General features: G+C 70.0%; 19 protein-coding genes. 10 read left to right on the plus strand and 9 right to left on the minus strand.

The genetic code is table 11. From position 1 onward, the window contains the following. Positions 1-127 precede the first annotated feature (127 nt). Positions 128-2,698, plus strand: a complete 2,571-nt coding sequence (locus ACRARE_RS00760; protein ID WP_432654497.1) for a hypothetical protein — start codon at positions 128-130, stop codon at positions 2,696-2,698. A gap of 317 nt (positions 2,699-3,015) precedes the next feature. Here the strand turns inward: ACRARE_RS00760 and ACRARE_RS00765 are convergent, their stop codons facing one another. Further along, a complete protein-coding gene (locus ACRARE_RS00765) occupies positions 3,016-3,840 on the minus strand; it encodes a crotonase/enoyl-CoA hydratase family protein (protein WP_432654498.1) in 825 nt (274 codons plus the stop codon). Positions 3,841-3,994: 154 nt separating this feature from the next. Then, entirely contained in the window at positions 3,995-4,492 is a 498-nt protein-coding gene (locus ACRARE_RS00770; protein WP_432654499.1) for a hypothetical protein, read from the minus strand. 183 nt (positions 4,493-4,675) lie between these two features. Between ACRARE_RS00770 and ACRARE_RS00775 the strand changes: the two genes are divergently transcribed. After that, complete coding sequence (locus ACRARE_RS00775; RefSeq protein ID WP_432654500.1) at positions 4,676-5,791, plus strand: pyridoxal phosphate-dependent aminotransferase; 1,116 nt, start codon at positions 4,676-4,678, stop codon at positions 5,789-5,791. Positions 5,792-5,929: 138 nt separating this feature from the next. Then, complete coding sequence (locus ACRARE_RS00780; RefSeq protein ID WP_432654501.1) at positions 5,930-6,145, plus strand: hypothetical protein; 216 nt, start codon at positions 5,930-5,932, stop codon at positions 6,143-6,145. 67 nt (positions 6,146-6,212) lie between these two features. On the opposite strand, the gene ACRARE_RS00785 is transcribed toward ACRARE_RS00780, so the two are convergent. After that, on the minus strand, positions 6,213-7,424 hold the full coding sequence (locus ACRARE_RS00785; RefSeq protein ID WP_432654502.1) for a pyridoxal-phosphate-dependent aminotransferase family protein: 1,212 nt from the start codon (positions 7,422-7,424) through the stop codon (positions 6,213-6,215). Between the two features lie 433 nt (positions 7,425-7,857). On the opposite strand from ACRARE_RS00785, the gene ACRARE_RS00790 reads away from it, so the two are divergent. Further along, complete coding sequence (locus ACRARE_RS00790; RefSeq protein WP_432654503.1) at positions 7,858-8,541, plus strand: phosphatase domain-containing protein; 684 nt, start codon at positions 7,858-7,860, stop codon at positions 8,539-8,541. A 203-nt stretch (positions 8,542-8,744) separates the two neighbouring features. Then, positions 8,745-10,601: an ABC transporter ATP-binding protein gene (locus ACRARE_RS00795; protein WP_432654504.1), complete on the plus strand. Its 1,857-nt coding sequence runs from the start codon at positions 8,745-8,747 to the stop codon at positions 10,599-10,601. Here the strand turns inward: ACRARE_RS00795 and ACRARE_RS00800 are convergent. Then, on the minus strand, positions 10,582-11,058 hold the full coding sequence (locus tag ACRARE_RS00800; RefSeq protein WP_432654505.1) for a glycosyltransferase: 477 nt from the start codon (positions 11,056-11,058) through the stop codon (positions 10,582-10,584). The genes ACRARE_RS00795 and ACRARE_RS00800 overlap by 20 nt on opposite strands. 66 nt (positions 11,059-11,124) lie before the next feature. Here ACRARE_RS00800 and ygfZ point away from each other — a divergent pair, with 66 nt between their 5' ends. After that, positions 11,125-11,901 (plus strand): CAF17-like 4Fe-4S cluster assembly/insertion protein YgfZ, encoded by a 777-nt coding sequence (gene ygfZ / locus ACRARE_RS00805; protein ID WP_432654506.1) that lies wholly within the window; start codon positions 11,125-11,127, stop codon positions 11,899-11,901. Beyond that, complete coding sequence (locus tag ACRARE_RS00810) at positions 11,901-12,752, plus strand: fructosamine kinase family protein (protein WP_432654507.1); 852 nt, start codon at positions 11,901-11,903, stop codon at positions 12,750-12,752. Before ygfZ ends, ACRARE_RS00810 begins: the two co-directional genes overlap by 1 nt. A gap of 367 nt (positions 12,753-13,119) precedes the next feature. On the opposite strand, the gene efp is transcribed toward ACRARE_RS00810, so the two are convergent. After that, positions 13,120-13,683, minus strand: coding sequence for an elongation factor P (gene efp, locus ACRARE_RS00815; protein WP_432654508.1), 564 nt, complete (start codon positions 13,681-13,683; stop codon positions 13,120-13,122). Between the two features lie 221 nt (positions 13,684-13,904). On the opposite strand from efp, the gene ACRARE_RS00820 reads away from it, so the two are divergent. Then, complete coding sequence (locus tag ACRARE_RS00820) at positions 13,905-14,225, plus strand: DUF6280 family protein (protein WP_097145801.1); 321 nt, start codon at positions 13,905-13,907, stop codon at positions 14,223-14,225. A gap of 101 nt (positions 14,226-14,326) precedes the next feature. After that, the gene (locus ACRARE_RS00825) at positions 14,327-15,805 is read left to right on the plus strand and encodes a cobyric acid synthase (RefSeq protein ID WP_432654509.1); all 1,479 of its coding nucleotides are present in this window, start codon (positions 14,327-14,329) and stop codon (positions 15,803-15,805) included. Between the two features lie 52 nt (positions 15,806-15,857). On the opposite strand, the gene ACRARE_RS00830 is transcribed toward ACRARE_RS00825, so the two are convergent. From ACRARE_RS00830 to ACRARE_RS00840, 3 genes are all read right to left on the minus strand, one after another. Continuing rightward, complete coding sequence (locus ACRARE_RS00830; protein ID WP_432654510.1) at positions 15,858-17,096, minus strand: hypothetical protein; 1,239 nt, start codon at positions 17,094-17,096, stop codon at positions 15,858-15,860. 74 nt (positions 17,097-17,170) lie between these two features. Continuing rightward, positions 17,171-18,604, minus strand: coding sequence for a TolC family outer membrane protein (locus ACRARE_RS00835; protein ID WP_432654511.1), 1,434 nt, complete (start codon positions 18,602-18,604; stop codon positions 17,171-17,173). A gap of 76 nt (positions 18,605-18,680) precedes the next feature. After that, a complete protein-coding gene (locus ACRARE_RS00840) occupies positions 18,681-19,334 on the minus strand; it encodes a protein-L-isoaspartate O-methyltransferase family protein (protein WP_432654512.1) in 654 nt (217 codons plus the stop codon). 205 nt (positions 19,335-19,539) lie between these two features. On the opposite strand from ACRARE_RS00840, the gene ACRARE_RS00845 reads away from it, so the two are divergent. Beyond that, entirely contained in the window at positions 19,540-20,556 is a 1,017-nt protein-coding gene (locus ACRARE_RS00845; protein WP_432654513.1) for a GSCFA domain-containing protein, read from the plus strand. Between the two features lie 54 nt (positions 20,557-20,610). On the opposite strand, the gene ACRARE_RS00850 is transcribed toward ACRARE_RS00845, so the two are convergent. Then, positions 20,611-21,441, minus strand: coding sequence for an inositol monophosphatase family protein (locus ACRARE_RS00850; RefSeq protein ID WP_432654514.1), 831 nt, complete (start codon positions 21,439-21,441; stop codon positions 20,611-20,613). Positions 21,442-21,448: the final 7 nt, after the last annotated feature.

A 21,448-nucleotide genomic window follows, 5' to 3' on the forward strand; every position in this document is an offset into this window, starting at 1 on the left:
CAAAATGAGACCTTCTGCACCTTAGATTCGGTCGGGTTGTGTCTCATCCCGAAGGGCAAAGCAGCACCGGCCCGATCCGTCAAATCCGGGCCAAGGGTCGGTAGCGCCAGAACGAGCGAGAAGTAAAGTGGTAGAGTCGAACAAGATCCTCACGGTTTCCTACGGGACGTTCTCCTGTACCCTTGAGGGATTCGACGACGCCTTCGACACGATGAAGGCAATTGCCGAATACTTCCGCGACCTGGCCGCCGACGACCGCTATTTCGGCGCCGAGCCCCCGACCCCCGATGCCGACATGCTGGCCCGCCTGGCCGAACGCAGCATCTCGCGCCGCGTCACCGCGCGCAGCGAGGATGGCAATATCGTGCTGAGCCCCGAAGCGCGGCAGGCAGAGGCCGAGCCCGCGCCGCGGCCCGTGGCCGAGGCGGCGCCGGCACCCGCTGCCGCTCCGACGCCCACGCCGGCGCCGGCGCCAATTGCCGAGGTCGCCGCTCAGGACGAAGACGAAGAAGAGGCCCCGCAGCCGCGCCGCGCGCCGCGCATCGCCGCCGCCCTGGCCGCCGCAGGGGGCGCCGCCCTGCTGGCCGCGGCCCCGGCGCCTGCCCGTTCCGAGGCCAAGGAGTGCGCCACCGAGGAAGAGACCACAGAGGATCTCCCCGATGACGGCGGCGAGGCCTCGTGGGCTGCCGCCGCCCCCGAGGCTGAAGTCGAGGCCGTCCCTGAAGATGCAATCGCCCCGGACGTGATCACGCTGGGCGATCTCTCGCTCGACACCTCCGACCACGTGGCCCCCGAGGTCGCAGAGGACATCGCCCCGGCCACCGCCGACGACGCCTTCGAAACCCTGCTGGCCGAAACCCTGGCCGACAGCAGCGCCGACCGGCTGGACGACACCCCTGTCGCCGCCGATCCCCAGGAGATGGCCTTCGACGCCCCGGCGCCCCAGGCCGAAGACAACAGCGCCCCCGAGGCAGTCCAGGAAGACGCAGAAGCCGACACGCTCGACAGCCTGCTGGCCGGGGTCGAGGCGGAAGACACAGCCGAGGCCGCGCTGGATGCCCTGCTGCTCGACAGCCCGGTGAATGCCCCCGAAGCCGCGCCGCAGGCCGAGGCAGAGGATGACCTGTCGGAGGCGCTGGCCTTCACCGATACGGCGGATAGCTCGGAGCTGGCGCCGACCGTCGCATTGGCCGATGACGAAGCCGAAGCCAACCCCGAGGCCGACGTCGATCTGCCCCCGGTGGCGGCGCAGGCCGTCGCGCGCCCGCCGTTGCGCCTGGTGGACCTGGCCCCGGCCCAGGACGATGCCCCCGAGGCCACCGCGCCGGACGACAGCGCCGCCGAGGACATGGCGCCGGAAGAAACCGGCGCCCCCCTGACGCACGCCGACCCCGACCCGCTGGACGACCCCGACCCGCTGGACGAGGCCGAGGCCGCGCTGGCCGCCGCCTGCGACGGCGCCGACCGGTCCTCGGGCATGGCCCCCGCCGCCCCCGACGCCGCCGCCGTGGCCGGCAAGCGCCGCCGCATCCAGGACGTCCTGGCCGGACCCGTTGCCGCCCCTGCCGACGGCCTGACCTTCGACGAGGGCGACGACCTGCCCTCCATCGCCGATGACGAGGCCGCCTTCTCCTCGACCATCGGGGCCGGGGACGGCGCCGAGGATCTGGCGCTGGACCCCGAGGCCCCCTCGCTGTTCGACGAGCCCGCCGAAGCGGCCGCCGCCCCCCGGGTCATGGCCCGCGTGGTCAAGGTGCAGCGCGCCCCCGAGGAAAGCTCGCTCTCGCCCGAGGATGAGGCCGAGCTGCAACGGGAACTGGCCGCGCTGGAAGACGAGATCGCGCGCAGCAATGCCGATACCGGGTTGGCGCCGCTGGACGCCGAGGACGAGGACGCGGCCGAACCGCTGGACCTGACCGCCCCTGCCGCCCAGGCTGACCCCGCCCCCGCGCCACGCGCCCCTGCGCGTGAAACGCTTCAGGCCACCGATCATGCCTCGCAGATGGACCGCATCCTGCGCGAGACCGATCATCATTTCGAACGCGAGGACAGCACCCGCCGCCGCTCGGCCCTGGCCCATCTGCGCGCCGCCGTCGCCGCCAAGAAGGCCGAGAAGGCCGCCGGGTCGGATTTCGCCGCGCGCGAGGACACCACCGATGCCTACCGCGAGGATCTGGCCCAGGTCGTGCGTCCGCGTCGCCCGGTGGTGCAGCACCATTCCGAAGCCGCTCCGCGCCGTCAGGAGAACCGCCCGGCGCCGCTGAAACTGGTCGCCGAACAGCGCGTCGACCTCTCGGGCCAGCCACGCGGCCCGGTGCGCCCGCGTCGCATCTCGGTGGCCGACCTGGCCCGCCATGACGGCGAGACAGGCCACCGCAGCGCCCCCGCGCCGCAGCCAGCCCAGGCGCCCGATCAAAGCTTCGAGGACTACGCCGCCGCCGTCGGCGCGGGCTCTCTGGGCGAGCTGCTGGAGGCCGCGGCCTCCTATATCTCCTTCCTGGAGGGCCAGCCGCTCTTCTCGCGGCCGCAGCTGATGACCCGGGTCAAGACCCTGGCGCCCGAGGGCTTCTCGCGCGAGGACGGGTTGCGCGCCTTCGGCCAGCTGCTGCGCGACGGCAAGATCCGCAAGGCCGAGGCCGGGCGTTTCACGGTCTCCGACAGCATCGGGTTCCGCCCTGAGGAACGCGCCGCGGGCTAAGCCCTCTCGCTGACCACCCCCATGTCGCTACGCGCCCGGCCCCCGCCCGGCGCCTCTTGTCGTTTCCATCCCCGCTCGCTTGCGCCCCCGGGCCAGGACAAAGCGCCCACCACAAGCCAGCCCCGACGCGCAGCCGCCTGTCCAGAGGCACCCCGCCCCTCTCTTCTCATTGCCCAAAATATCCCGGGGGGAATTGAGCCGAAGGCGAAAGGGGGGCAGAGCCCCCCTCTTCCTTCCATTTGTCGCCATCCGGCGACGGGGAGGGGCAGAGCCCCCGCCCCCCTCCGGCCGCGCAAAGCACGCCCCGACCTTATGACTCAGTCAAACTGCGGCACGCGGCCCTGCATGTTGGCGGCGATGACCTCCATCTGGTCGCGCCCGCCGATCAGCGCCGCCTGTTCGCGGCTTTCCTCATACAGCACCGTCTCTGCCGCCGCGCCGCTTTCGGCCAGGCCGATCAGGCGCTTGGCGGCGCGGGTGGCAGAAGGGCTGCGGCCCGCGATGGCGCCTGCCAGGGCCTCGGCCCGGGCCAGGGGATCCTCGGCCAGCTCGGTCACCAGACCCCAGTCCGTGCCCTGCGCGCGCGCCTCCACCGGCTCGGCGGTATAGGTCATCAGGCGCAGCACGTCCGACCGGATCAGCTGCGGCAGCAGGACCATGCCACCCATGTCGGGCACCAGGCCCCATTTCGCCTCCATGATCGCCAGCTTGGTCTCGGGATGGGCGATGCGGATATCGGCGGCCATGGCCAGCTGGAACCCGGCGCCAAAGGCCACCCCGTGCAGCGCCGCGATCACCGGCACCGGCAGGGCCCGCCAGACCATGCACAGCTGCTGGTAGAGGTTACAGTCGCCATGGGTGCGCGGCATCACCCGCGCCTCGGGGTCGGTGCCCGCGAATTCGGCAAAGCTGGCCACGTCGAGCCCCGCGCAGAACGCCCGGCCCTCGCCCGACATGACCACCGCGCGGATGTCGGCGCGCGCCGCCAGGGCCTCGCCGGCCTCGACCAGCGCCTCGGCCATGGCGGTATCGACCGCGTTCATCTTGTCCGACCGCAGCAGCGTCACATGGGCCACATGGGCGCGGATCTCGACCCCCACGCGCGGGCTGCCGTCACCGAATGTCATCTGGGTTGCGCTCATACCGGGTCCCTCCCTAAACCTCTCGTGTCTTTCGGGCGGGATCATCCGGCGCCGGGGCGCCCCTGTCGAGGGGCGGCGCGGCGGCAGGGGCGGCCATCTACGCAACGTCACGCAGGCGCGCTGCTCTGCCCGACCCAGCCTGCCCCGTCCTGCCTCAGTCCTCTTCGACACACAGGCTCAGCACGCCGCCATTGTCGCCCTGGCCGGTATCGTTGATGCGGAAGTCGACCCACTCCTGCGCGCCCAGCTGGTAGTCCACCCCATCCTTGTTGAACGACAGGACCACCCCCGGCTTCGACGGCACCCGCAGCAACAGCGCGCCGAAGGCCACGTTCGAGTGGTACTTGTATTGGGCATAGGGCTCCAGCGCGCGGGCATCCGCGCCGCGATGGCCCGCCGCGCCGACCCGGGCATAGCGGGCGTCATCCACGCTCCACCCCTCCTGGTTATCCCTGACCGACAGCCAGGGCTGGTACAACCCAGAGATCCAAAGTCGCTGCCAGCCCCGGCGCGGGCTGATTTCGGCGCAGATCACGTCGGCGAGGATCACGGTTCCCTTGGCCTGGACCCAGTCCTTTTCCTGGGACAGGGCCGGGGCGGCCCCCAGCAAAAACGGCAGGGTCAGGCAGGCGGCGCGCAGGGTGGAGAGCATCGGTCGGTCGTCCTCATCAGGTCTCGGGGTCCTTGGTCCGGCACATAGGGCCCTGCGCCCAGTCCTCCGCGACAAGCGCGCGGCCATGACAAAGCCCGTCACCCGCCCCGCCCCCCTGGCCCCAAGGCCCCGGGCGCCGAATTTTCTTGCGCCGCGCTGCAACAGCGGAGTATGGCCGCCCGCATGACCACCAACGCCCGTTTCACCGCCCTAGCCGCCTCGCTGCCGTCCACCGTGCCCTTCATCGGCCCGGAAGAGATGGAACGCCGCCGGGGCGCCCCCTATGCCGCGCGCCTGGGCGCGAATGAAAACGGCTTCGGCCCCTCGCCCCGCGCCATCGAGGCGATGCGCGAGGCCGCCGCCGAGATCTGGAAATACGGCGACTCGGCCAGCCACGACCTGCGCCAGGCCCTGGCGGCCCATTGGGGCTGCGGGATGGAGAACATCGTGGTCGGCGGCGGCATTGACGGGTTGCTGGGCGAACTGGTGCGCCTGACCGTCGCCCCGGGCGAGGCCATCGTCACCTCCCTGGGCGCCTATCCGACCTTCAATTACCACGTCGCGGGCTTCGGCGGCCGGATCGAAACCGTCCCCTATCGCGACGATGCCGAGGATCTGCCCGCCCTGCTGGCCCGCGCCGCCGAGGTGGACGCCAAGCTGGTCTATTTCGCCAATCCCGACAATCCCATGGGCGGCTATCAGACCGGCGCGACCCTGGCCGCCCAGCTGGAGGCGCTGCCCGAAGGCTGCCTGCTGATCCTGGATGAGGCCTATGGCGAGTTCGCCCCGGCAGACGCGGCCCTGCCGCTGCCGGTGGATGACCCGCGGCTGATCCGGATGCGCACCTTCTCCAAGGGCTATGGCCTGGCGGGCGCCCGTGTCGGCTATGCCCTGGCCGCGCCGGAACTGATCGCCGCCTTCGACAAGGTGCGCAACCATTTCGGCATGAACCGCGCCGCCCAGGCGGGCGCCCTGGCGGCCCTTCTGGATCAGGACTGGCTGGCCCATGTCTGCGCCCAGGTGGCCCAGGCCCGGGACGAGATCGCCCGCATCGGCGCCGCTCACGGTCTGCGCGCCCTGCCCTCGGCGACGAATTTCGTCACTCTCGATTGCGGCGGCGACGGGGACAGGGCCCGCGCCCTGGTGGCGGCGCTTGGCGAGGAAGGGATCTTTGTTCGGATGCCCTTCGTGGCACCGCAGGATCGCTGCATCCGCATCTCCTGCGGCCCGGCTGAAGAGCTGGCCGCACTGGAGGACGCACTGCCCCGCGCCCTGGCCCGCCTCGCCACCCCGACCTGAGCGCACTTCCCGGGGCACAATGACCCGGATCCGTAACATCAGTTAACCAGCGGTCAGGATTTCGCCCGCCGCGTCTGGACATTGCCGCCGCCGCGCCTATCCCTTCCCTCAGGGAGGAGGACCAGCACGGAGCACCCCATGTCCCGCCCTCACCCCGGATCCGCCCGATCCATCTCCGAACGCCCCGCCGCGCCCGACTATACCCGCGCCGTCCTGGTCATGGCCGGGATCAACCTGCTGTGGATCTTCCTGGCCCTCTGGGCCGCCTGGGGCTTTGGCGCCGTGCTGATCGCGGGCTATGGGGTGCATCTGGCGATCGAGGCCCTGCGCCGCCACCGCGCCCGGCGCCCCTGACGCCCCCGGCCATGCAAAAGGGCGCCAGCCTCGCGGCGGCGCCCCTTGTTTCGCACAGCGCCCGCCCTCAGAAGGCCACGGCGCCCGGCTGGGCCACGACCTCGGCCGCCTTCTCCAGCGCGCCGGCCCCGTGGGGGATCTGCAAGGCCTGTAGCCCCGCCTCGATCACACCCACGGCGCCCAGCACCATATGGGCGTTCAGGTGGCCCATGTGGCCGATGCGGAAGAAACCGGTGCCGTTCGGATCATCTTCGGTCGACATGCCCAGGCCGATCCCCAGGGTCAGCCCGGCGTTCTCGGCCGTCCAGGTGCGCAGCTTCTCGCCATTGCCCAGCCCCAGACCCAGGGCGGTCACCGCATGGCTGCGCAGGCCCGGGTCGGCCACGTTCATCACCATGGCGCCGCCCTCGGACCAGCGTTCGCAGGCCGCCCAGATCACCCGCGCCAGGGTGGCGTGACGGGCCCAGACATGCTCCATCCCCTCCTCGTGCAGCATGTCCAGCGCGGCGCGCAGGCCGAACAGGTGATGGGTGGGCGAGGTGCCGCCGAAATACTGATAGACCGCCTCGGGCTCGGTGCGCGGCACCCAGTCCCAATAGCGCGACACCCGCGGGTTGGCGGCGCGCAATTCCTTGGCGCGGTCGTTGAAAAAGACGAAGGACAGGCCCGGCGGCACCATCAGCCCCTTCTGGCTGCCGGTGATCGCCACGTCGACGCCCCAGGCGTCCATGTGGAACTCGTCGCAGGCCATCGAGGCGATGCAATCGGCCATCAGCAGCGCCGGGTGACCTGCGGCGTCCAGCGCGGCGCGCAGCGGGCGCGGGTCGTTGCGGATCGAGGTGGCGGTGTCCACATGGCTGAACATCACGGCCTTGATCTGCCGTTCGGTATCGGCGCGCAGCACCTCTTCGATGCGGTCGGCGTCGATGGTCGCCTGGGTGCCGAAATCGACGATCTGCGGCACGATGCCCAGACCCACGGCCATATCGGCCCAGCCATGGGCAAACCGCCCGGTGGCGGGGATCAGCACCCGGTCGCCGGGCTGGAACAGGTTCGACAGCGCCGCTTCCCAGGCGCCATGGCCGTTGCAGATATAGATCGCCGCCTCGCCGTCGGTCTTCGCCACCCGCTTCAGGTCGGGCACGATGCCCTCCACCAGGGTGACGATATCGCCCTCGTAGATATTGGGCGCGGGCTGATGCATGGCCTGCAACACGGCATCGGGCATGACCGAGGGGCCGGGAATGGCAAGATAGGGGCGGCCATGGGCAAGGCTCATCTCTAGTCCTTTCGACGTGACGGAACAGGTGCCGCCGGGCGAGGGCGAAGCGGTCTCGACCCCACGGTCCGCCAAGCTTTAGCGCCCGCCTCGGCAAGGTCAATCCATCCCCCTGCCGCACCGCAGGGGGCTGCGCCCAGGTTGCTGTGCAACCAGGCACAGCAGCGCCGCCCGCCGCCGGGCCCTCTGCCACCCCCACCTCCCGGCGCCCCCCACGCCGGAGCCGCGCGCCCCGCCCCCTCTTCTCTTTTGCCAGAAATATCCCGGGGGGAGACGCGCCGCAGGCGCGGCGGGGGGCAGAGCCCCCTTTGCCCCCGTCAGGCCCTGCCGCCCCGTCTCGCTTGCGCGACGGGCCGTGCTCGCCTACATGGGGGCGGGTTTCGCGGGGGCGCGCCGGTTCAGACGCCGGAACTGACAGAACAAGGGTTCGGGGATGAAACTGGCCGAGAAGATCCGCAACTGGGAGCGCGAGTTGCGCAACCATTACAATACCGATCTTTCCACGCCGGAACTGCGGCGGCGGGCCGAGATCTACAACCTCTGGTTCGATCATGCGATCCTGCGCGGTGTCTGGACCAACTTCTTCCAGATCGCCCCCGGTGTCTGGCGGTCGAACCACCCGACCCACAAACGCTTTGCCAAGATGAAGGCCATGGGCATCACCCATGTGCTGACCCTGCGCGGCAGCAAGCCCACGGCGCATTACCTGACCGAGGTGGAAAGCTGCCGCGAGCTGGGCCTGACCCTGGTCGCCCGCCGCCTGCACGCCCGCAAGGCCCCCAGCCGGGACGAGATCCTGTCGGTGATCGAGGTTCTGCGCACCATCCCCCGCCCCTTCGTGATGCATTGCAAGTCCGGCGCCGACCGGGCAGGCTTGGCCTCGGCGATCTACCTGATGGTGATCGAGGGCCGCCCGGTGGAAGAGGCGCGGCGGATGCTGGGGCTGAAATACATCCACATCCGGCAAAGCAAGACCGGCGTGCTCGACTACCTGCTCGATGCCTATGCGGCGCGCAACGCCAAGGCCCCGATCAGCTTCGAGGACTGGATCCGCGACGAATATGACCCCGAGGAGATCAAGGCGGGCTTCAAGGCCCTGCCCTGGTGGCGCAGATGAGCGACGACGACACGGCCCGCCCGACCAAGGCCCCGACACAGAGCCCGGCACAAAGCCCGGAGAAGGCGGCAGCGACCCCTGCCGCCCAATCCGCAGAGGCCCCTGCGAAGACGTCTGCCAGGGCCGAGGCGCCTGGCCCCGGGACCGGCGCCAAGCCCGCCTCCAAACTCGCCCCGAAAGGGGCCGCCGCGAAAGAGGCCCATGTGCCCGGCCGCATCCTCGGCCGCTGGCTCTGGGCCAACTACCTGCGCAAGCACAGCCTCGTCCTGATCGCCGCCTTCCTGCTGATGTCGCTGGAAGGCTCGATGCTGGGCGCACTCAGCTGGATGATGAAGCCGATGTTCGACACCGTCTTCATCGAGGGCCAGACCGGGGCGCTTGGCTGGGTGGGGGCGGCGATCCTGTCGATCTTCATCGTCCGCGCCCTGGCCTCGGTCGGACAGAAGGCGCTGCTGGCGCGGGTGGCACAGCTGAACGCCGCCGACCTGCGCAAGGATCTTCTGGCCAATCTGATGCGCCAGGACGGCAGTTTCCACCAGACCCATCCGCCGGGCTTCCTGATCCAGCGGGTGCAGGCGGATGTGGCGGCGGTGAACGGCGTATGGTCGGCCATCCTGACCGGCGCGGGCCGCGACCTGATCGCCCTGGTGATCCTGATGGGCGTGGCCGTCTCGGTCGACTGGAAATGGACCCTGGTGGCGCTGATCGGCGCGCCCATCCTGGTGGCGCCCTCGATGATCATCCAGCGCTTCGTGCGCGCCCGCTCGCGCGAGGCGCGCGACCTGGGCGCCCGGCTGGCCACCCGCCTGGACGAGATCTTTCACGGCATGGTCCCGGTAAAGCTGAACCGCCTGGAAGAGTACCAGTCGCGCCAATATGCCCAACTGACCGACGAGCTGGTGCGCGCCGAGATCCGCTCGACCCTGGGCACCGCCGCCATTCCCGGCATGATCGACATCATGGCCGGTGTCGGCTTCCTGGGGGTGCTGATCTTCGGCGGCGCCGAGATCATCGCGGGCGACAAGACCGTGGGGCAGTTCATGTCCTTCTTCACCGCCATCGGCTTTGCCTTCGAACCGCTGCGCCGCCTGGGCTCTGTCTCGGGCACCTGGCAGGTGGCCGCCGCCGCGCTGGAGCGGATCAAGGAGCTGATGGAAACCAAGCCCACCCTGGTCTCGCCCCCGGCCCCCGTCGCGCCCCCCGCCGGAATGCCCGGCGTGACCCTGGCCGATGTGCGCCTGTCCTATGGCGACACGCCGGTCTTGCGCGGCCTCAGCTTCACCGCCCGCCCGGGCGAGACCACGGCGCTGGTCGGCGCCTCGGGGGCGGGCAAATCGACCGTCTTCAACCTGCTGACCCGGCTGGTGGACCCGACCGCGGGCGCGATCGAGATCGGCGGCGTGCCGGTTTCGGCCATGTCCCTGGGCGATCTGCGCAGCCTCTTCTCGGTGGTGTCCCAGGACGCGGCCCTCTTCGATGAGACCCTGCGCGAGAACATCCTGCTGGGCCGAACAGATGTCAGCGACGCACGCCTGGCCGAGGTGCTGGCCGCCGCCCATGTCAGCGATTTCGCCGACAAGCTGCCCCAGGGCATCGACACCCCCGTGGGCCCGCGCGGGTCCTCCCTGTCGGGCGGCCAGCGGCAGCGGGTGGCCATTGCCCGCGCCCTGCTGCGCGACACGCCCATTCTGCTCCTGGACGAGGCGACCTCGGCGCTGGACGCGAAATCCGAGGCGGTGGTGCAAGCGGCGCTGGACCGGTTGGCCGAGGGGCGCACGACCCTGGTCATTGCGCACCGCCTGTCGACCGTGCGCAACGCCGATCAGATCGTGGTGATGGATCGCGGCCAGGCCACCGACCAGGGCACCCATGAAGAGCTGATGGCGCGCGGCGGCATCTATGCCCATCTGCACGACCTGCAATTCCGCACCGATGGCCGCACCGCCGACCGCATGGCGCTGGAAAAGGAACGCGACCGCAACCGCGCCCGGGGCCGTGCCGCCGAGGCGGAAGAAGCCGGGCTGTTCCGCCGCGCCTTCCTCAGGCTGTTCGGCGCCTGACGGGGCGGTTCGCCGCCGCCCAGACCCGCGCCGGGCCGCTGTGACCCGCGCGGGCGTGGGCGGCGCGGATCAGCACCGCCCGATCGGGCCCCGCCCCGCGCAGTCGCGCCCAGAGATCGGCGAGCCGCCCCTGGCGGAAGACGCCCGGCGCGCCGCCTGCCCCCTCCAGATGCGCCCCTGCCGCCCGGGTCCAGCCGGTCTCGGGCCGGTCGGTCTGATCGAGGAACAGCAGCCAGTCGCCCTGCGCCGCCTCTGCCGCCTCGGCGCGGCCCCCCGCCACCACCTCGGCCCCGATCGCCTCGGCGATCCGGGCGGTGTCGTCGGTCGAGCCCGCATCGGCAAAGATCAACTCGCGTAGGATCCCCTCCTGCACCGCCTCGAAGATCAGCGGCACCAGTTCGGGCAGATCCCCTGCCGCGTTCCGTGTGGTCACGATCACTGAAATGGCTGCGCGCATGTCACCCCCTGTCGGCCCGTTGCCCAGACCGCTATAAGGGGGCCAACCGCAAACCGGGAGTCCCCGATGACCGCACAAGACCGCCGCGTGCTGCGCCTGACCGGCGCCGACACACGCGATTTCCTGCAAAACCTGGTGACCAATGACCTGGCCCGGCTGGATCAGGGGCCGGTCTATGCCGCCCTGCTGACGCCCCAGGGCAAGTATCAGGCCGATTTCCTGCTGGTGCCCGAGGGCGAGGCCCTGCTGCTGGACGTGGCCGCCCCCCTGACGCCCGCGCTGCTGCAAAAGCTGCGCCTTTACAAGCTGCGCGCCGATGTCGAGATCGCCGAGACCGACCTGAAGGTCTTCCGTGGTACCGGCGAAGCGCCCGAGGGCGCGGTGCCCGACCCGCGCCACCCGGCCCTTGGCTGGCGCCTTTACGGCGCCGAGGGCGGCGATGACGGCAGCGATTTCGACGCCATCCGCGTGGCCCATTGCATCCCCGAGACCGGGATCGAGCTGACCCCCGACACCTTCATCCTGGAGGCCGGGTTCGAACGGCTGCACGGGGTCGATTTCCGCAAGGGCTGTTTCGTCGGCCAGGAGGTGACGGCGCGGATGAAGCACAAGACCGAGCTGCGCAAGGGCCTGGCCCGCGTCACGGTCGAGGGCAGCGCGCCTCCGGGCAGCGAGCTGCTGACTGCCGAAGGCAAGGCCGCCGGCACCCTCTATACCCAGGCGGGCGGCCAGGGCATCGCGCATCTGCGCTTTGACCGGGCCACAGGGCCGCTGAGCGCGGGCGAGGCCCGGGTCGAGGCCCTGACCGACGAGGGTGAGGACACCCCCGCCCGCCCGGCATGATGGATTTCGCCTCCCTGCTCTCTGACCTGCTGGGTCAGCCGGTGACGGCAACCCGGCAGTTGCAGGGCGGGGATCTGAACGAGGTGCGCCAGCTGACCCTGGCCGATGGCCGCCAGATGGTGGCCAAGCTGGGCAGCCATGCGCCGGTCGAGGCCGACATGCTGCGCGCCCTGGCCCGCGTGGGCGCGCCCGCGCCCCGGGTGCTGCTGTCGCGGCCACTTATGCTGATCCTGGAACACCTGCCCGAAACCCGCCCCGGCCCCGGCGCCTGGGACCGGCTGGGCCGGGTGCTGCGCGCCCTACATGACGCCCCCGCGCCCCCGGGCACCGCCTATGGCTGGGTCGAGGACTACGCCTTCGGGCCGGTGGCAATCCCGGCGGCGGCCGGACGCCCCCCGGTCCCGGATCCCGGTCCCTCTGCACAGGGCACCGCCCCCGACTGGCCACGCTTCTGGGCCGAGGCGCGGCTGTTGCAGGGGCTGGAAACCCTGCCCATCGGTCTGGCCCGCCGCATCGAGGCCCTGGCCGCCCGCCTGCCCGAGTTGCTGCCCGCCGCGCCGCGCCCGGCACTGCTGCATGGCGATCTCTGGGCGGGGAACCTGCTGTGGGGGCCGGATGGCGGCGTGCATCTGATCGACCCCGCCTGCGCCTATGGCGACCCCGAGGTCGACCTGGCCATGTTGCACCTCTTCGGCCAGCCCGGCGCAGGCTTTGCCGAGGCCTACGGCCCCCTGCCCGAGGGGTGGCAGGCCCGCCGACCCCTGTATCAGCTGTGGCCCGCCCTGGTGCATCTGCGCCTTTTCGGGGATGGCTATCGCGGCCTAGTGGATGGCTTGCTCGACCAGATCTGACCCCGCTGCGCGGCACCGGGACCGGGCCAATCCGCCGCACCGCGCCGTGGCCGCCACGCAACAGATTTCCGCCGCAAATTTATGCAATCGGCCCGAGCAGAAACCCGCAAAGCCCGGTCACCCGCCGCAGATCGGGCAAGGGCAGCCCCCAAAATGCCCACCTAGGGCCGAAAATCGCGGAAAATTCACCGATCCCGCGCAGCGCAGCCGCCCCGGATCAGTCATGCAATTGCATCATATGCATTGAGATCAGCCGCCGTGCCACAAGCGCCAAGCACGCCCCTGGAAACAAGAAAGGGCCGCGTCGCCATGGACGCGGCCCCTTTGTCTTGCCTTGCGCGGCAGGATAACCCCCGCGCCCGCACCCTCAGGCGCGTTCGGAATATTCCATGGTCTCGGTGTTGACGATGATGTCCTCGTCCTGGCCGACGAAGGGAGGCACCATGACCTTGACGCCATTGTCCAGGATCGCGGGCTTGAACGAGTTCGCCGCGGTCTGACCCTTCACCACCGGCTCGGTCTCGACGATCTTGCAGGTCACCTTCTGCGGCACCGTGGCGTTCAGCGCCTCGGATTCGTAGAATTCCACCACGATGGTCATCCCGTCTTGCAGGAAGGGGCGGCGATCGCCCAGAAGATCCGCCGGAACCTCAACCTGATCGAAGGTTTCGGTATCCATGAAGTTCAGCATCCCGTCGCTTTCGAACAGGAATTGCATGTCCTTCTGCTCCAGGCGCACGCGCTCGACCTTGTCGGCGCTGCGGAAGCGTTCGTTCAGCTTGGAGCCGTTGCGCAGGTTCTTCATCTCGACCTGGGCAAAGGCGCCGCCCTTGCCGGGCTTGACGTGGTCGACCTTGACCGCCGCCCAAAGGCCGCCGTTATGCTCCAGCACGTTGCCGGGACGAATTTCGTTACCGTTGATCTTGGGCATTCGGGACAGCCTGCGAGTTGATCCGTTTCTGCGCCAGCCTATATATGGCCTCCGGCCCTGTGACAAGCCATCGCCAACGGGGTCCCGCGCGTGTGTCCGGGCTCTGCGAGCCATGCACAAAATGCAACACAGGGATGCGTGATTGCGCTATCCGAATCGGTTCATTTTCGTCATAAGGGGCGGCACGCCCGAAACACAAGAGCAATAAGCAAGGACGGATCATGAAAGATTTCGTTGACGGCACCGCCTTCAATAACGAACAGGGCAACCGAGCACGCAAACTCTTTGCCGCTGTTGTACTGGCGGCGCTCGATGACGCCATCGCTGACGACAAGAAATACGGCAACGGCCCGGAACAGATCGCCCGCTGGGCCCGCTCGCGCGATGGTCGCGAAGTGCTGTCCTGCGCGGGGATCGACCCGAACGAACGCGTGGTCGGCGGCCTGATGGAGTTCGTCTCCAAAGGGGTGCGGACCTCCGTTGCCCTGTCGCGCGAGGAAAGCGAGCGGCGCCATGCCGCGGAGCAGGCCGAAGCGGCCTGAACCTGACGGACCCCGGCCCTCCCGGGTCCGCCATGAAAGACGCGCTCCGAAAGGGGCGCGTTTTCCGTTTCTGCCCCCCGCCCCTCGGCAAGGAGAGACCCATGGCCCGCGCCATCATGATCCAGGGCACCGGCTCGAACGTCGGGAAATCGCTACTGGTGGCGGGGCTGGGCCGGGCGCTGACCCGGCGCGGCCTGCGGGTGGCGCCCTTCAAGCCGCAGAACATGTCGAACAATGCCGCCGTCACCCCCGAGGGCGGCGAGATCGGCCGCGCCCAGGCCCTTCAGGCGCGCGCCTGCGGGCGGGCGCCCTCGGTGCACATGAACCCGGTGCTGCTGAAACCCGAAAGCGAGACCGGCGCCCAGGTCATCGTTCAGGGCCGCCGCCTGACCAGCAGCGCCGCCGCCGACTACCCCGCCCTGCGCGAAGGCCTGATGGATCATGTGCTGGACAGCTTCCACCACCTGGCGCGCGATGCCGATCTACTGCTGGTCGAAGGCGCGGGCAGCCCGGCCGAGATCAACCTGCGCGCCCGCGACATCGCCAACATGGGCTTTGCCCGGGCGGCGGGGGTGCCGGTGGTGCTGGCGGGCGACATCGACCGGGGCGGGGTGATCGCCCAGATCATCGGCACCGCCGCCGTGCTGGAGCCTGGGGATCACGCGATGATCCGCGGCTTCCTGATCAACAAGTTCCGGGGCGATCCGCGCCTCTTCGATGACGGCTACGCCGCGATTGCCACCCGCACCGGCTGGCCCGGCCTGGGGGTGCTGCCCTGGTTCGCCGAGGCCTGGCGCCTGCCCGCCGAAGACCTGATGGACCTCGACCGCACGCGGCCCCACGGCCAGCCGGGCACGGTCAAGATCGCCGTGCCCTGCCTGCCCCGCATCGCCAATTTCGACGATCTGGATCCTTTGGCAGCCGAACCCGCGGTGACCCTGGAAATGGTGCCCCCGGGCCGCCCCCTGCCCGGCGACGCGCAACTGGTGCTGCTGCCCGGCTCGAAGAACACCCGCGCCGATCTGGACCAGTTCCGCGCCGAGGGCTGGGACATCGACCTGGCCGCCCATCTGCGGCGCGGCGGCCATGTGATCGGCCTCTGTGGCGGCTTTCAGATGCTGGGGCACAGCCTGTCGGACCCCGAGGGGCTGGAAGGGCCGCCAGGCACCGTGGCAGGGCTGGGCCTGCTGGAACTGGACACGGTGCTGCGCGCCGAGAAACAGACCCATCTGCGCCAGGGCCGGCACCCGGCCAGCGGCGCGGCGATCGAAGGCTATGAGATCCACCTGGGCGAAACCACCGGCCCCGACCGCGCCCGCCCCTGGCTGGAGGTCGCGGGCCGCCCCGAGGGCGCGATCTCGGCCAATGGCCAGGTGCGCGGCAGCTATCTGCACGGGCTTTTCGCCGCCGACGGCTTTCGCGCCGCCCTGCTGGCCGAGCTTGGCGCGCCCGCCTCGGCGCTACGATATGAGGCCGAGTTGGATGCGGTTCTGGACCGGTTGGCTGATCACATGGAGGCGCATCTGGATCTGGATGGGCTGCTGGATCTCGCCGCAGAGATCCCCCCGCCCCGGGACTAGCGCCGGGCCGGTCAAGCGATCCGCGTCATCAGGGCGCGGCACGGGGGTGGCCTCAGATGTAATCCTGGCTTTGCAGGGCGCGCTGGATCTCGCGCCGGACCAGCTTGCGCACGTTGCGGGTGATCCGTTCGCCCAAAGCGCCCTGAAGCTCTTGCCGCAGGATCTCGGAGACCAGTTCGCGCAGCACCTCTTCGTCCACCGAAATGCTGGCGCTGTCCTCGTCCTCGGCCTCATAGGGGGCCTGCGCGGCGGCGCCTTCGGTCAGGGGAGAGCTGTCATGCTCGGGCATGGCGTCGAAGGCCATCTCGGGCAGATCGGCGGCCTCTGCCCCGTCCATGAAATCCAGGTCCTGCGACGGATCCTCCGGGTCGGGCTCGGCAAAGCGATAGCCTGCGGGCGCCTCTGCCTGTGGCGCCTCGACGGCGGATTCGGGCCTGTCCTCGGGACGGATCTCGTTGCGGCGGAACAGGGCTTCGAACCCCTGCCCGGCCTCGGGGCCTGCCTCGATCACCTCGGCATCCTCGATCTCGTCGCGCAGGCTGGCGGCGCGGTCGCGCGGCGTGGGCTCGGCGTCGAATTCCAGATGGCTCAGGACCGCATCCAGATCGTCAAAGCGGGCATCCTCGGCGGCCTCTTCTTCGGGGGTCGGCGGTGCGGCGGCGGGCCGGTTCTGGGCTGCGGCCAGGGCCTCGGCGGCGCCGTCACCGAAATCGGCAAAATCGGTAGAGGAGGCATGGCTGGCTTCCAGCGAGGCGATCATCTCTGCGATGTCGATCTCGGCGCCAAGCTCGCCCTCGTCCTCTTCGGCCTCTGCCGCCGGCTCCTCGGTCTCGTCATCGAAGGTCAGCTCGGTCTCGGCGGACCCGGCCTCGTCCTGCCCCTCTTCCGTCAGGGAGGAAAGATCGAAGGGCTCCGCCTCGGGGGCCGCGCGCTCTTCGGGGCCACGGAAGGCCACCGGCGCATCGTCGAAGCCGCTCAGCGCCGCCTCGTCCGACACCTCTTCGAAGGGGGCTTCCTCTGCCGTATCGGCGTCAAAAGCGCTGTCGGCAAAAAGCGAGGCATCGGCCCCGGAGGGGGCGGGATCCTCGACCCGCAGATGCGGCGCCAGGATCAGTTTCTCGGCCGCCTGCGGCGCAGGCTCGCCCTCGTCACGCGGGGCGCGACCGAAGGCCGACAGCCCCTTGCGCGGGGCCTCTTCGGGCTGCGTCTGGGCGCGCACCTCTTCCGAAACCAGCTTCCGAATGGAAGCCAGCACATCCTCGATCTGCACGTTGCTGACAGGGTCGTTCATCTGCTCTAACCGTAGTGTCCCCAAGCCCGAAGTGTAGCTCGGGCAAGGGTTTTTCACAATGGAAAGGCAGAGTTTTAGTCTTTGCCGATCCGGCGCAGGACGGAATCCAGCTTCCGGCCCTGGGCCGACAGGCCCGCCGGGGCATCCTTGACCATGTTGTAATAGGCCGCCGGGTCGTAGATCTCGACGTTCAGGCCGAGATTCTCGGCGGTCAGCAGCCCCATGGTCGCCAGCAGCTGGTAGCGCGAGTTCACCTCGTCCACCTGCGACGACAGATAGCTGACGCGGGCATCCAGCAGGTCCTGTTCCTGGGTCAGCACGTCCAGCGTGGTGCGCGAGCCCAGGTTGGCCTCTTCGCGGACCCCTTCAAAGGCCACTTCGGCGGCGCGGACCTGTTCCTGACCGGCGACCGAGGCGGCGCGGGCGATCTGCACGCCCGAGAAGGCATTGCCGACGTTCTGGGTAATATCGGTGCTGACCACGCGCAGGTTGGCCAGCTGCGCATCGCGGTTCAGGACGGCCTGACGGCGGGCGGCTGCGATGGCGCCGCCGCTGTAGATCGGCCCCGAGGCGCCGATGCCCACGGTGCGGGTGGTCGCGTTGACCGAGCTGTCCAGGTCGCGGCGCAGGTTCACGCTGGCCGACAGGTCGATCGAGGGCATCACCGCCAGATCCGCCTGTTGCAAACGCAGCTCGGCCAGGGTGACCTGGCGGCGGGCGGCATTCATGCTGGGATGGGTTTGCAGGGCGATGTTCACCGCCTCGGAGGATTGCGCGGGCACCTTGCCCAGACGGGCGGCGGGGGCCAGGTCGCCGGGCTTGTGACCCACGGCGGCCTCATACTCCAGCTGCGCCTGGATCAGCGCCCCCTGGGCGGCGGTCAGACCGGCACGGGCGCCCGCCAGGGCGGCCTCGGCCTGGGCCACGTCGGTGCGGGTCACCTCGCCCACCTCGAACCGGTCCTGCGCGGCGCGCAGCTCTTCGCTCAGCAGGCGGACGTTGGCGCGGCGCAGTTGCAGCGTCTGCAACGAACGGCGCACCTCCATATAGGCGGTCACCGCGCGCAGCAGGACCTGCTGTTCATAGGCCAGCAGCTGCTGGCGGGTGATCAGCACGGTTTCCTTGGCCATCTCGACGGACAGCTGGGTCGAACCGAAATCGAACAGGGTATAGCTCAGCGACAGGCCGGCCGAGGCGGTGTTCGAGGTGATCCCCGTGGCCTCTGCATAGGAATTGGTCGCCTGGGCGGTCCAGGCCAGCACCGGGCGCAGCGCGGCTACGGCCTGGGCGGCGTCCTCGTCGGCGGCCTTCAGCACCAGGCGGTTCTGCTCGAGCAGGCCGGAGGTGCGATAGGCATCCGCCAGGGCCTGCCCCAGGGTTTCCGAGCTGGCCGCGCCGGGCAGCGCGCTCAGCGCCGCGACGCAGGCCGCCCCCGACAGAAGCGCCTTGGCCGAGCGTCGCAGCCCGGCCAGAAGTCCGCGCCGCGCGGGCGTCTTCACCAGTTCCATCATCCTGTTCTTCCTCGTTCCGCCGGTTGGTCCGGCTCAGTTTATTTGAGACGCGGCGCCTGACCGACCCGAGGGGTCACAGGGTGAAGGCCGCATGTCGTTCGAAACCGGGCAGCACCGGGGCGCCCGCGTTGAAGGCGAAGCGCCAGCTGATCTTGCCGTCGATCTTGTAGCCGACGCGCACGACGCCCAGATGACCCTCGGCGAAAAGCACCGCGATGCGGCCGCCTTCCTTCAGCTGGGCCGGGATCGCCTCGGGCAGGTGCTCGACCGCGCCCTCGATCAGAATCACGTCATAGGGGCCGTGTTCCGGCGCGCCCTCGGCCAGTTTGGCCTCGTGCAGGATGACGTTGTCGGCGCCCAGATCGCTGAGGATCTGCTGGCTATCACCGGCCAGATCGGCGTCTTCCTCGACCGCGATCACGGCCTCGGCCATGCGGGCGACGACGGCGGCGGAATAGCCCTGGGCGGCGCCCAGATCCAGAACCAGCTCGTCGGGCTGAATATCCAGCGCGTCCAGCATCTTGGCGAAGGTGCGCGGCTCCAGGATCACCCGATTGCCGCCCAGGGGCAGGTTCTCGCCCAGATAGGCGGCTTCCTTGCGCTCGGTCGGCACGAACAGCTCGCGCGGAACCGAGAGCATGGCCTCGATAATCGGGAATTTGGTCACGTCGGAGGGGCGGACCTGCGCATCGACCATCATCGTGCGGCGGGCGGCGTAGTCGGTCATAACTAGACTCTTTCGTTCAGAATCCTCTCGGACCCGGTTGTGCCACAAGGAATCGGCCACGGCAACGGCGGGTTGCCCCGCATTCGCGCTTTGCGCCCCGGGGGTCACAGTTTGCACAGACGGGGGCAGCAACAGCGCACCGATTGAAGGCTTGTTAACCCTGCAACCGCATCCTGCCGGGCGATTCCGCCGACAGGAGCCGCCAATGCCCGACACCGCCCATCAGACCCTGACCCAGATCGACGGGCCGCTGGCCATGGACCAGACCCTGCGCAATCCCGCCCGCCGCTTTCCCGGGCGCGACGATGCCCGCTGTGCCGAAGGGATGCTGCTGCCGCAGATCACCCCGGGCTTTCGCCTGACGCCGGGCGAGGCGGTCTTTACCATCGGGTCGTGCTTTGCCCGCAATGTCGAGGAGGCCCTGGCCCGCGCCGGGCTAAGGGTGCCGACCGCCGCCTTTTCCGCCCCCGAGGCCGAGGCGCCGGGCCGTCCCAACCGGCTGTTGAACCAGTACAGCCCCGCCACCATGCTGCAATGTCTGCGCGATGCCGAGGGCGAAGAGACCGGGGCGGGCCTTTACCCCGTCGGCAACGAGGCGGCGGGCAGCGACGACGACGGGGGCGACGGGGATCTGGTGCTCGACGGGCTTCTGGCCACCGGATCGCGCCCGGTGCCCCGACCCCGCGCCCTGGAACGCCGCGCCCAGATCCGCCGCCTCTATGCCGAGGGGCTGGCCGCCTCGGATACGGTGATCGTCACCCTGGGGCTGATCGAAAGCTGGTTCGACCGGCTGAGCGGGCTCTACCTGAACGAGGCGCCGACGCGGCGGCTGTTGCGGGCCGAGCCGGAGCGCTTCGCCTTTCACCGCCTGGGCCCCGACGCCTGCCGCGACATGCTGTTCGAGATGATGGACCGGCTGGCCATCGAAGGTGGGCAGCGGGTGCTGCTGACGGTCTCGCCTGTGCCGCTCCAGGTCACCTTCGCGGGGGGCGACGCGGTGACGCGCAATGCCTGTTCCAAGGCGGTGCTGCGGGTGGTGGCCGAAGAGGCGGCGGATCGCTTCGACCGGGTCGACTACTTTCCCAGCTATGAGATGGTGGCCTCGCTGGGCCTGTCGGCGTTTGGCGAGGACAATGTGCATGTGCGCCCCGCCGTGGTCGACCGGGTCATCGCCCATATGACGGCGCATTACCTGACCGAACGGCTGGAAGGCGTCGCCTGATCGGAGGAGGGACGGCACCGAACCGAGGCCGCCCGGCCCGTCAGAGACCCGGCATTACTGGGTGAACCCCTGCCAGGCGGCCCATTCGCCCGCCTCTTCGGCGCGGCCAGTGACCACCAGCGGCAGGCGCGGTGCGGCCGGGTCATAGCCCGGCTGGCCGCCGGTCCAGACGGCGCCGCCGCATTCCTGCACGATCAACACCCCCGCCGCGTGATCCCAGGGCTTGGCCATCGGCGCCACCATCAGATCCGCATGGCCAAAGGCCATCATCCGGTATTCATGGCAGGAACAGCGCAGGCTGAAGGCCCGGCCATAGCCCTCTGACAGGGCCGAGATCGCCGCGCGCTGCTCGGAGGCGTAAAGCGACAGCGGCACGAAGGCCTGCCAGCGCTCGCGGGGCCGCGCGGGCGGGCCCGACAGGCGCTGCGGCGCCTGCCCCGGGCGACAGAACCAGGCGCCGCCGCTCGGCGTGGCCAGGATCCAGTCGTCCAGCACCGGATCGTAGAGCAGGCCGAAGATCGTCCGCCCCCGCTCGACCACCGCCAGGATCACCCCGAAACAGGCCAGCCCGCTGGCAAAGTTCCAGGTGCCATCCACCGGGTCGATCACCACCGCCAGATCCGCCGTGGCGAAGCGATCCAGGATGCCGGGATCCGCCGCCACCCCCTCTTCGCCCACCACCAGCGCGCCGGGCAGCAGGCGTCCCGCCGCCTCGGTCAGCTGCGCCTCGGCCGCGCGGTCGGCCTCGGTCACCAGATCCTCGGGCCCGGTCTTGGTGTCGATCTGGTCGGGACTGAGGTTGCGAAAGCGCGGCAGGATCTGGTCGCGCGCGGCCTGGCGCACGGCCTCGATCAGGCCTGCGATCACGTCATCGGTCAGCGGCATGGCAGCT

This window comes from Pseudooceanicola aquaeponti, assembly GCF_050897975.1.
GTDB lineage: Bacteria > Pseudomonadota > Alphaproteobacteria > Rhodobacterales > Rhodobacteraceae > Pseudooceanicola.

Bases quoted from the DNA above. Each gene is read 5' to 3' on its own strand.
- ACRARE_RS00765 (WP_432654498.1), bottom strand. From the start codon at position 3,840: ATGAGCGCAACCCAGATGACATTCGGTGACGGCAGCCCGCGCGTGGGG.
- ACRARE_RS00770 (WP_432654499.1), bottom strand. From the start codon at position 4,492: ATGCTCTCCACCCTGCGCGCCGCCTGCCTGACCCTGCCGTTTTTGCTG.
- ACRARE_RS00775 (WP_432654500.1), top strand. From the start codon at position 4,676: ATGACCACCAACGCCCGTTTCACCGCCCTAGCCGCCTCGCTGCCGTCC.
- ACRARE_RS00780 (WP_432654501.1), top strand. From the start codon at position 5,930: ATGTCCCGCCCTCACCCCGGATCCGCCCGATCCATCTCCGAACGCCCC.
- ACRARE_RS00785 (WP_432654502.1), bottom strand. From the start codon at position 7,424: ATGAGCCTTGCCCATGGCCGCCCCTATCTTGCCATTCCCGGCCCCTCG.
- ACRARE_RS00790 (WP_432654503.1), top strand. From the start codon at position 7,858: ATGAAACTGGCCGAGAAGATCCGCAACTGGGAGCGCGAGTTGCGCAAC.
- ACRARE_RS00800 (WP_432654505.1), bottom strand. From the start codon at position 11,058: ATGCGCGCAGCCATTTCAGTGATCGTGACCACACGGAACGCGGCAGGG.
- ygfZ (WP_432654506.1), top strand. From the start codon at position 11,125: ATGACCGCACAAGACCGCCGCGTGCTGCGCCTGACCGGCGCCGACACA.
- ACRARE_RS00810 (WP_432654507.1), top strand. From the start codon at position 11,901: ATGGATTTCGCCTCCCTGCTCTCTGACCTGCTGGGTCAGCCGGTGACG.
- efp (WP_432654508.1), bottom strand. From the start codon at position 13,683: ATGCCCAAGATCAACGGTAACGAAATTCGTCCCGGCAACGTGCTGGAG.
- ACRARE_RS00820 (WP_097145801.1), top strand. From the start codon at position 13,905: ATGAAAGATTTCGTTGACGGCACCGCCTTCAATAACGAACAGGGCAAC.
- ACRARE_RS00825 (WP_432654509.1), top strand. From the start codon at position 14,327: ATGGCCCGCGCCATCATGATCCAGGGCACCGGCTCGAACGTCGGGAAA.
- ACRARE_RS00830 (WP_432654510.1), bottom strand. From the start codon at position 17,096: ATGAACGACCCTGTCAGCAACGTGCAGATCGAGGATGTGCTGGCTTCC.
- ACRARE_RS00835 (WP_432654511.1), bottom strand. From the start codon at position 18,604: ATGGAACTGGTGAAGACGCCCGCGCGGCGCGGACTTCTGGCCGGGCTG.
- ACRARE_RS00840 (WP_432654512.1), bottom strand. From the start codon at position 19,334: ATGACCGACTACGCCGCCCGCCGCACGATGATGGTCGATGCGCAGGTC.
- ACRARE_RS00845 (WP_432654513.1), top strand. From the start codon at position 19,540: ATGCCCGACACCGCCCATCAGACCCTGACCCAGATCGACGGGCCGCTG.
- ACRARE_RS00850 (WP_432654514.1), bottom strand. From the start codon at position 21,441: ATGCCGCTGACCGATGACGTGATCGCAGGCCTGATCGAGGCCGTGCGC.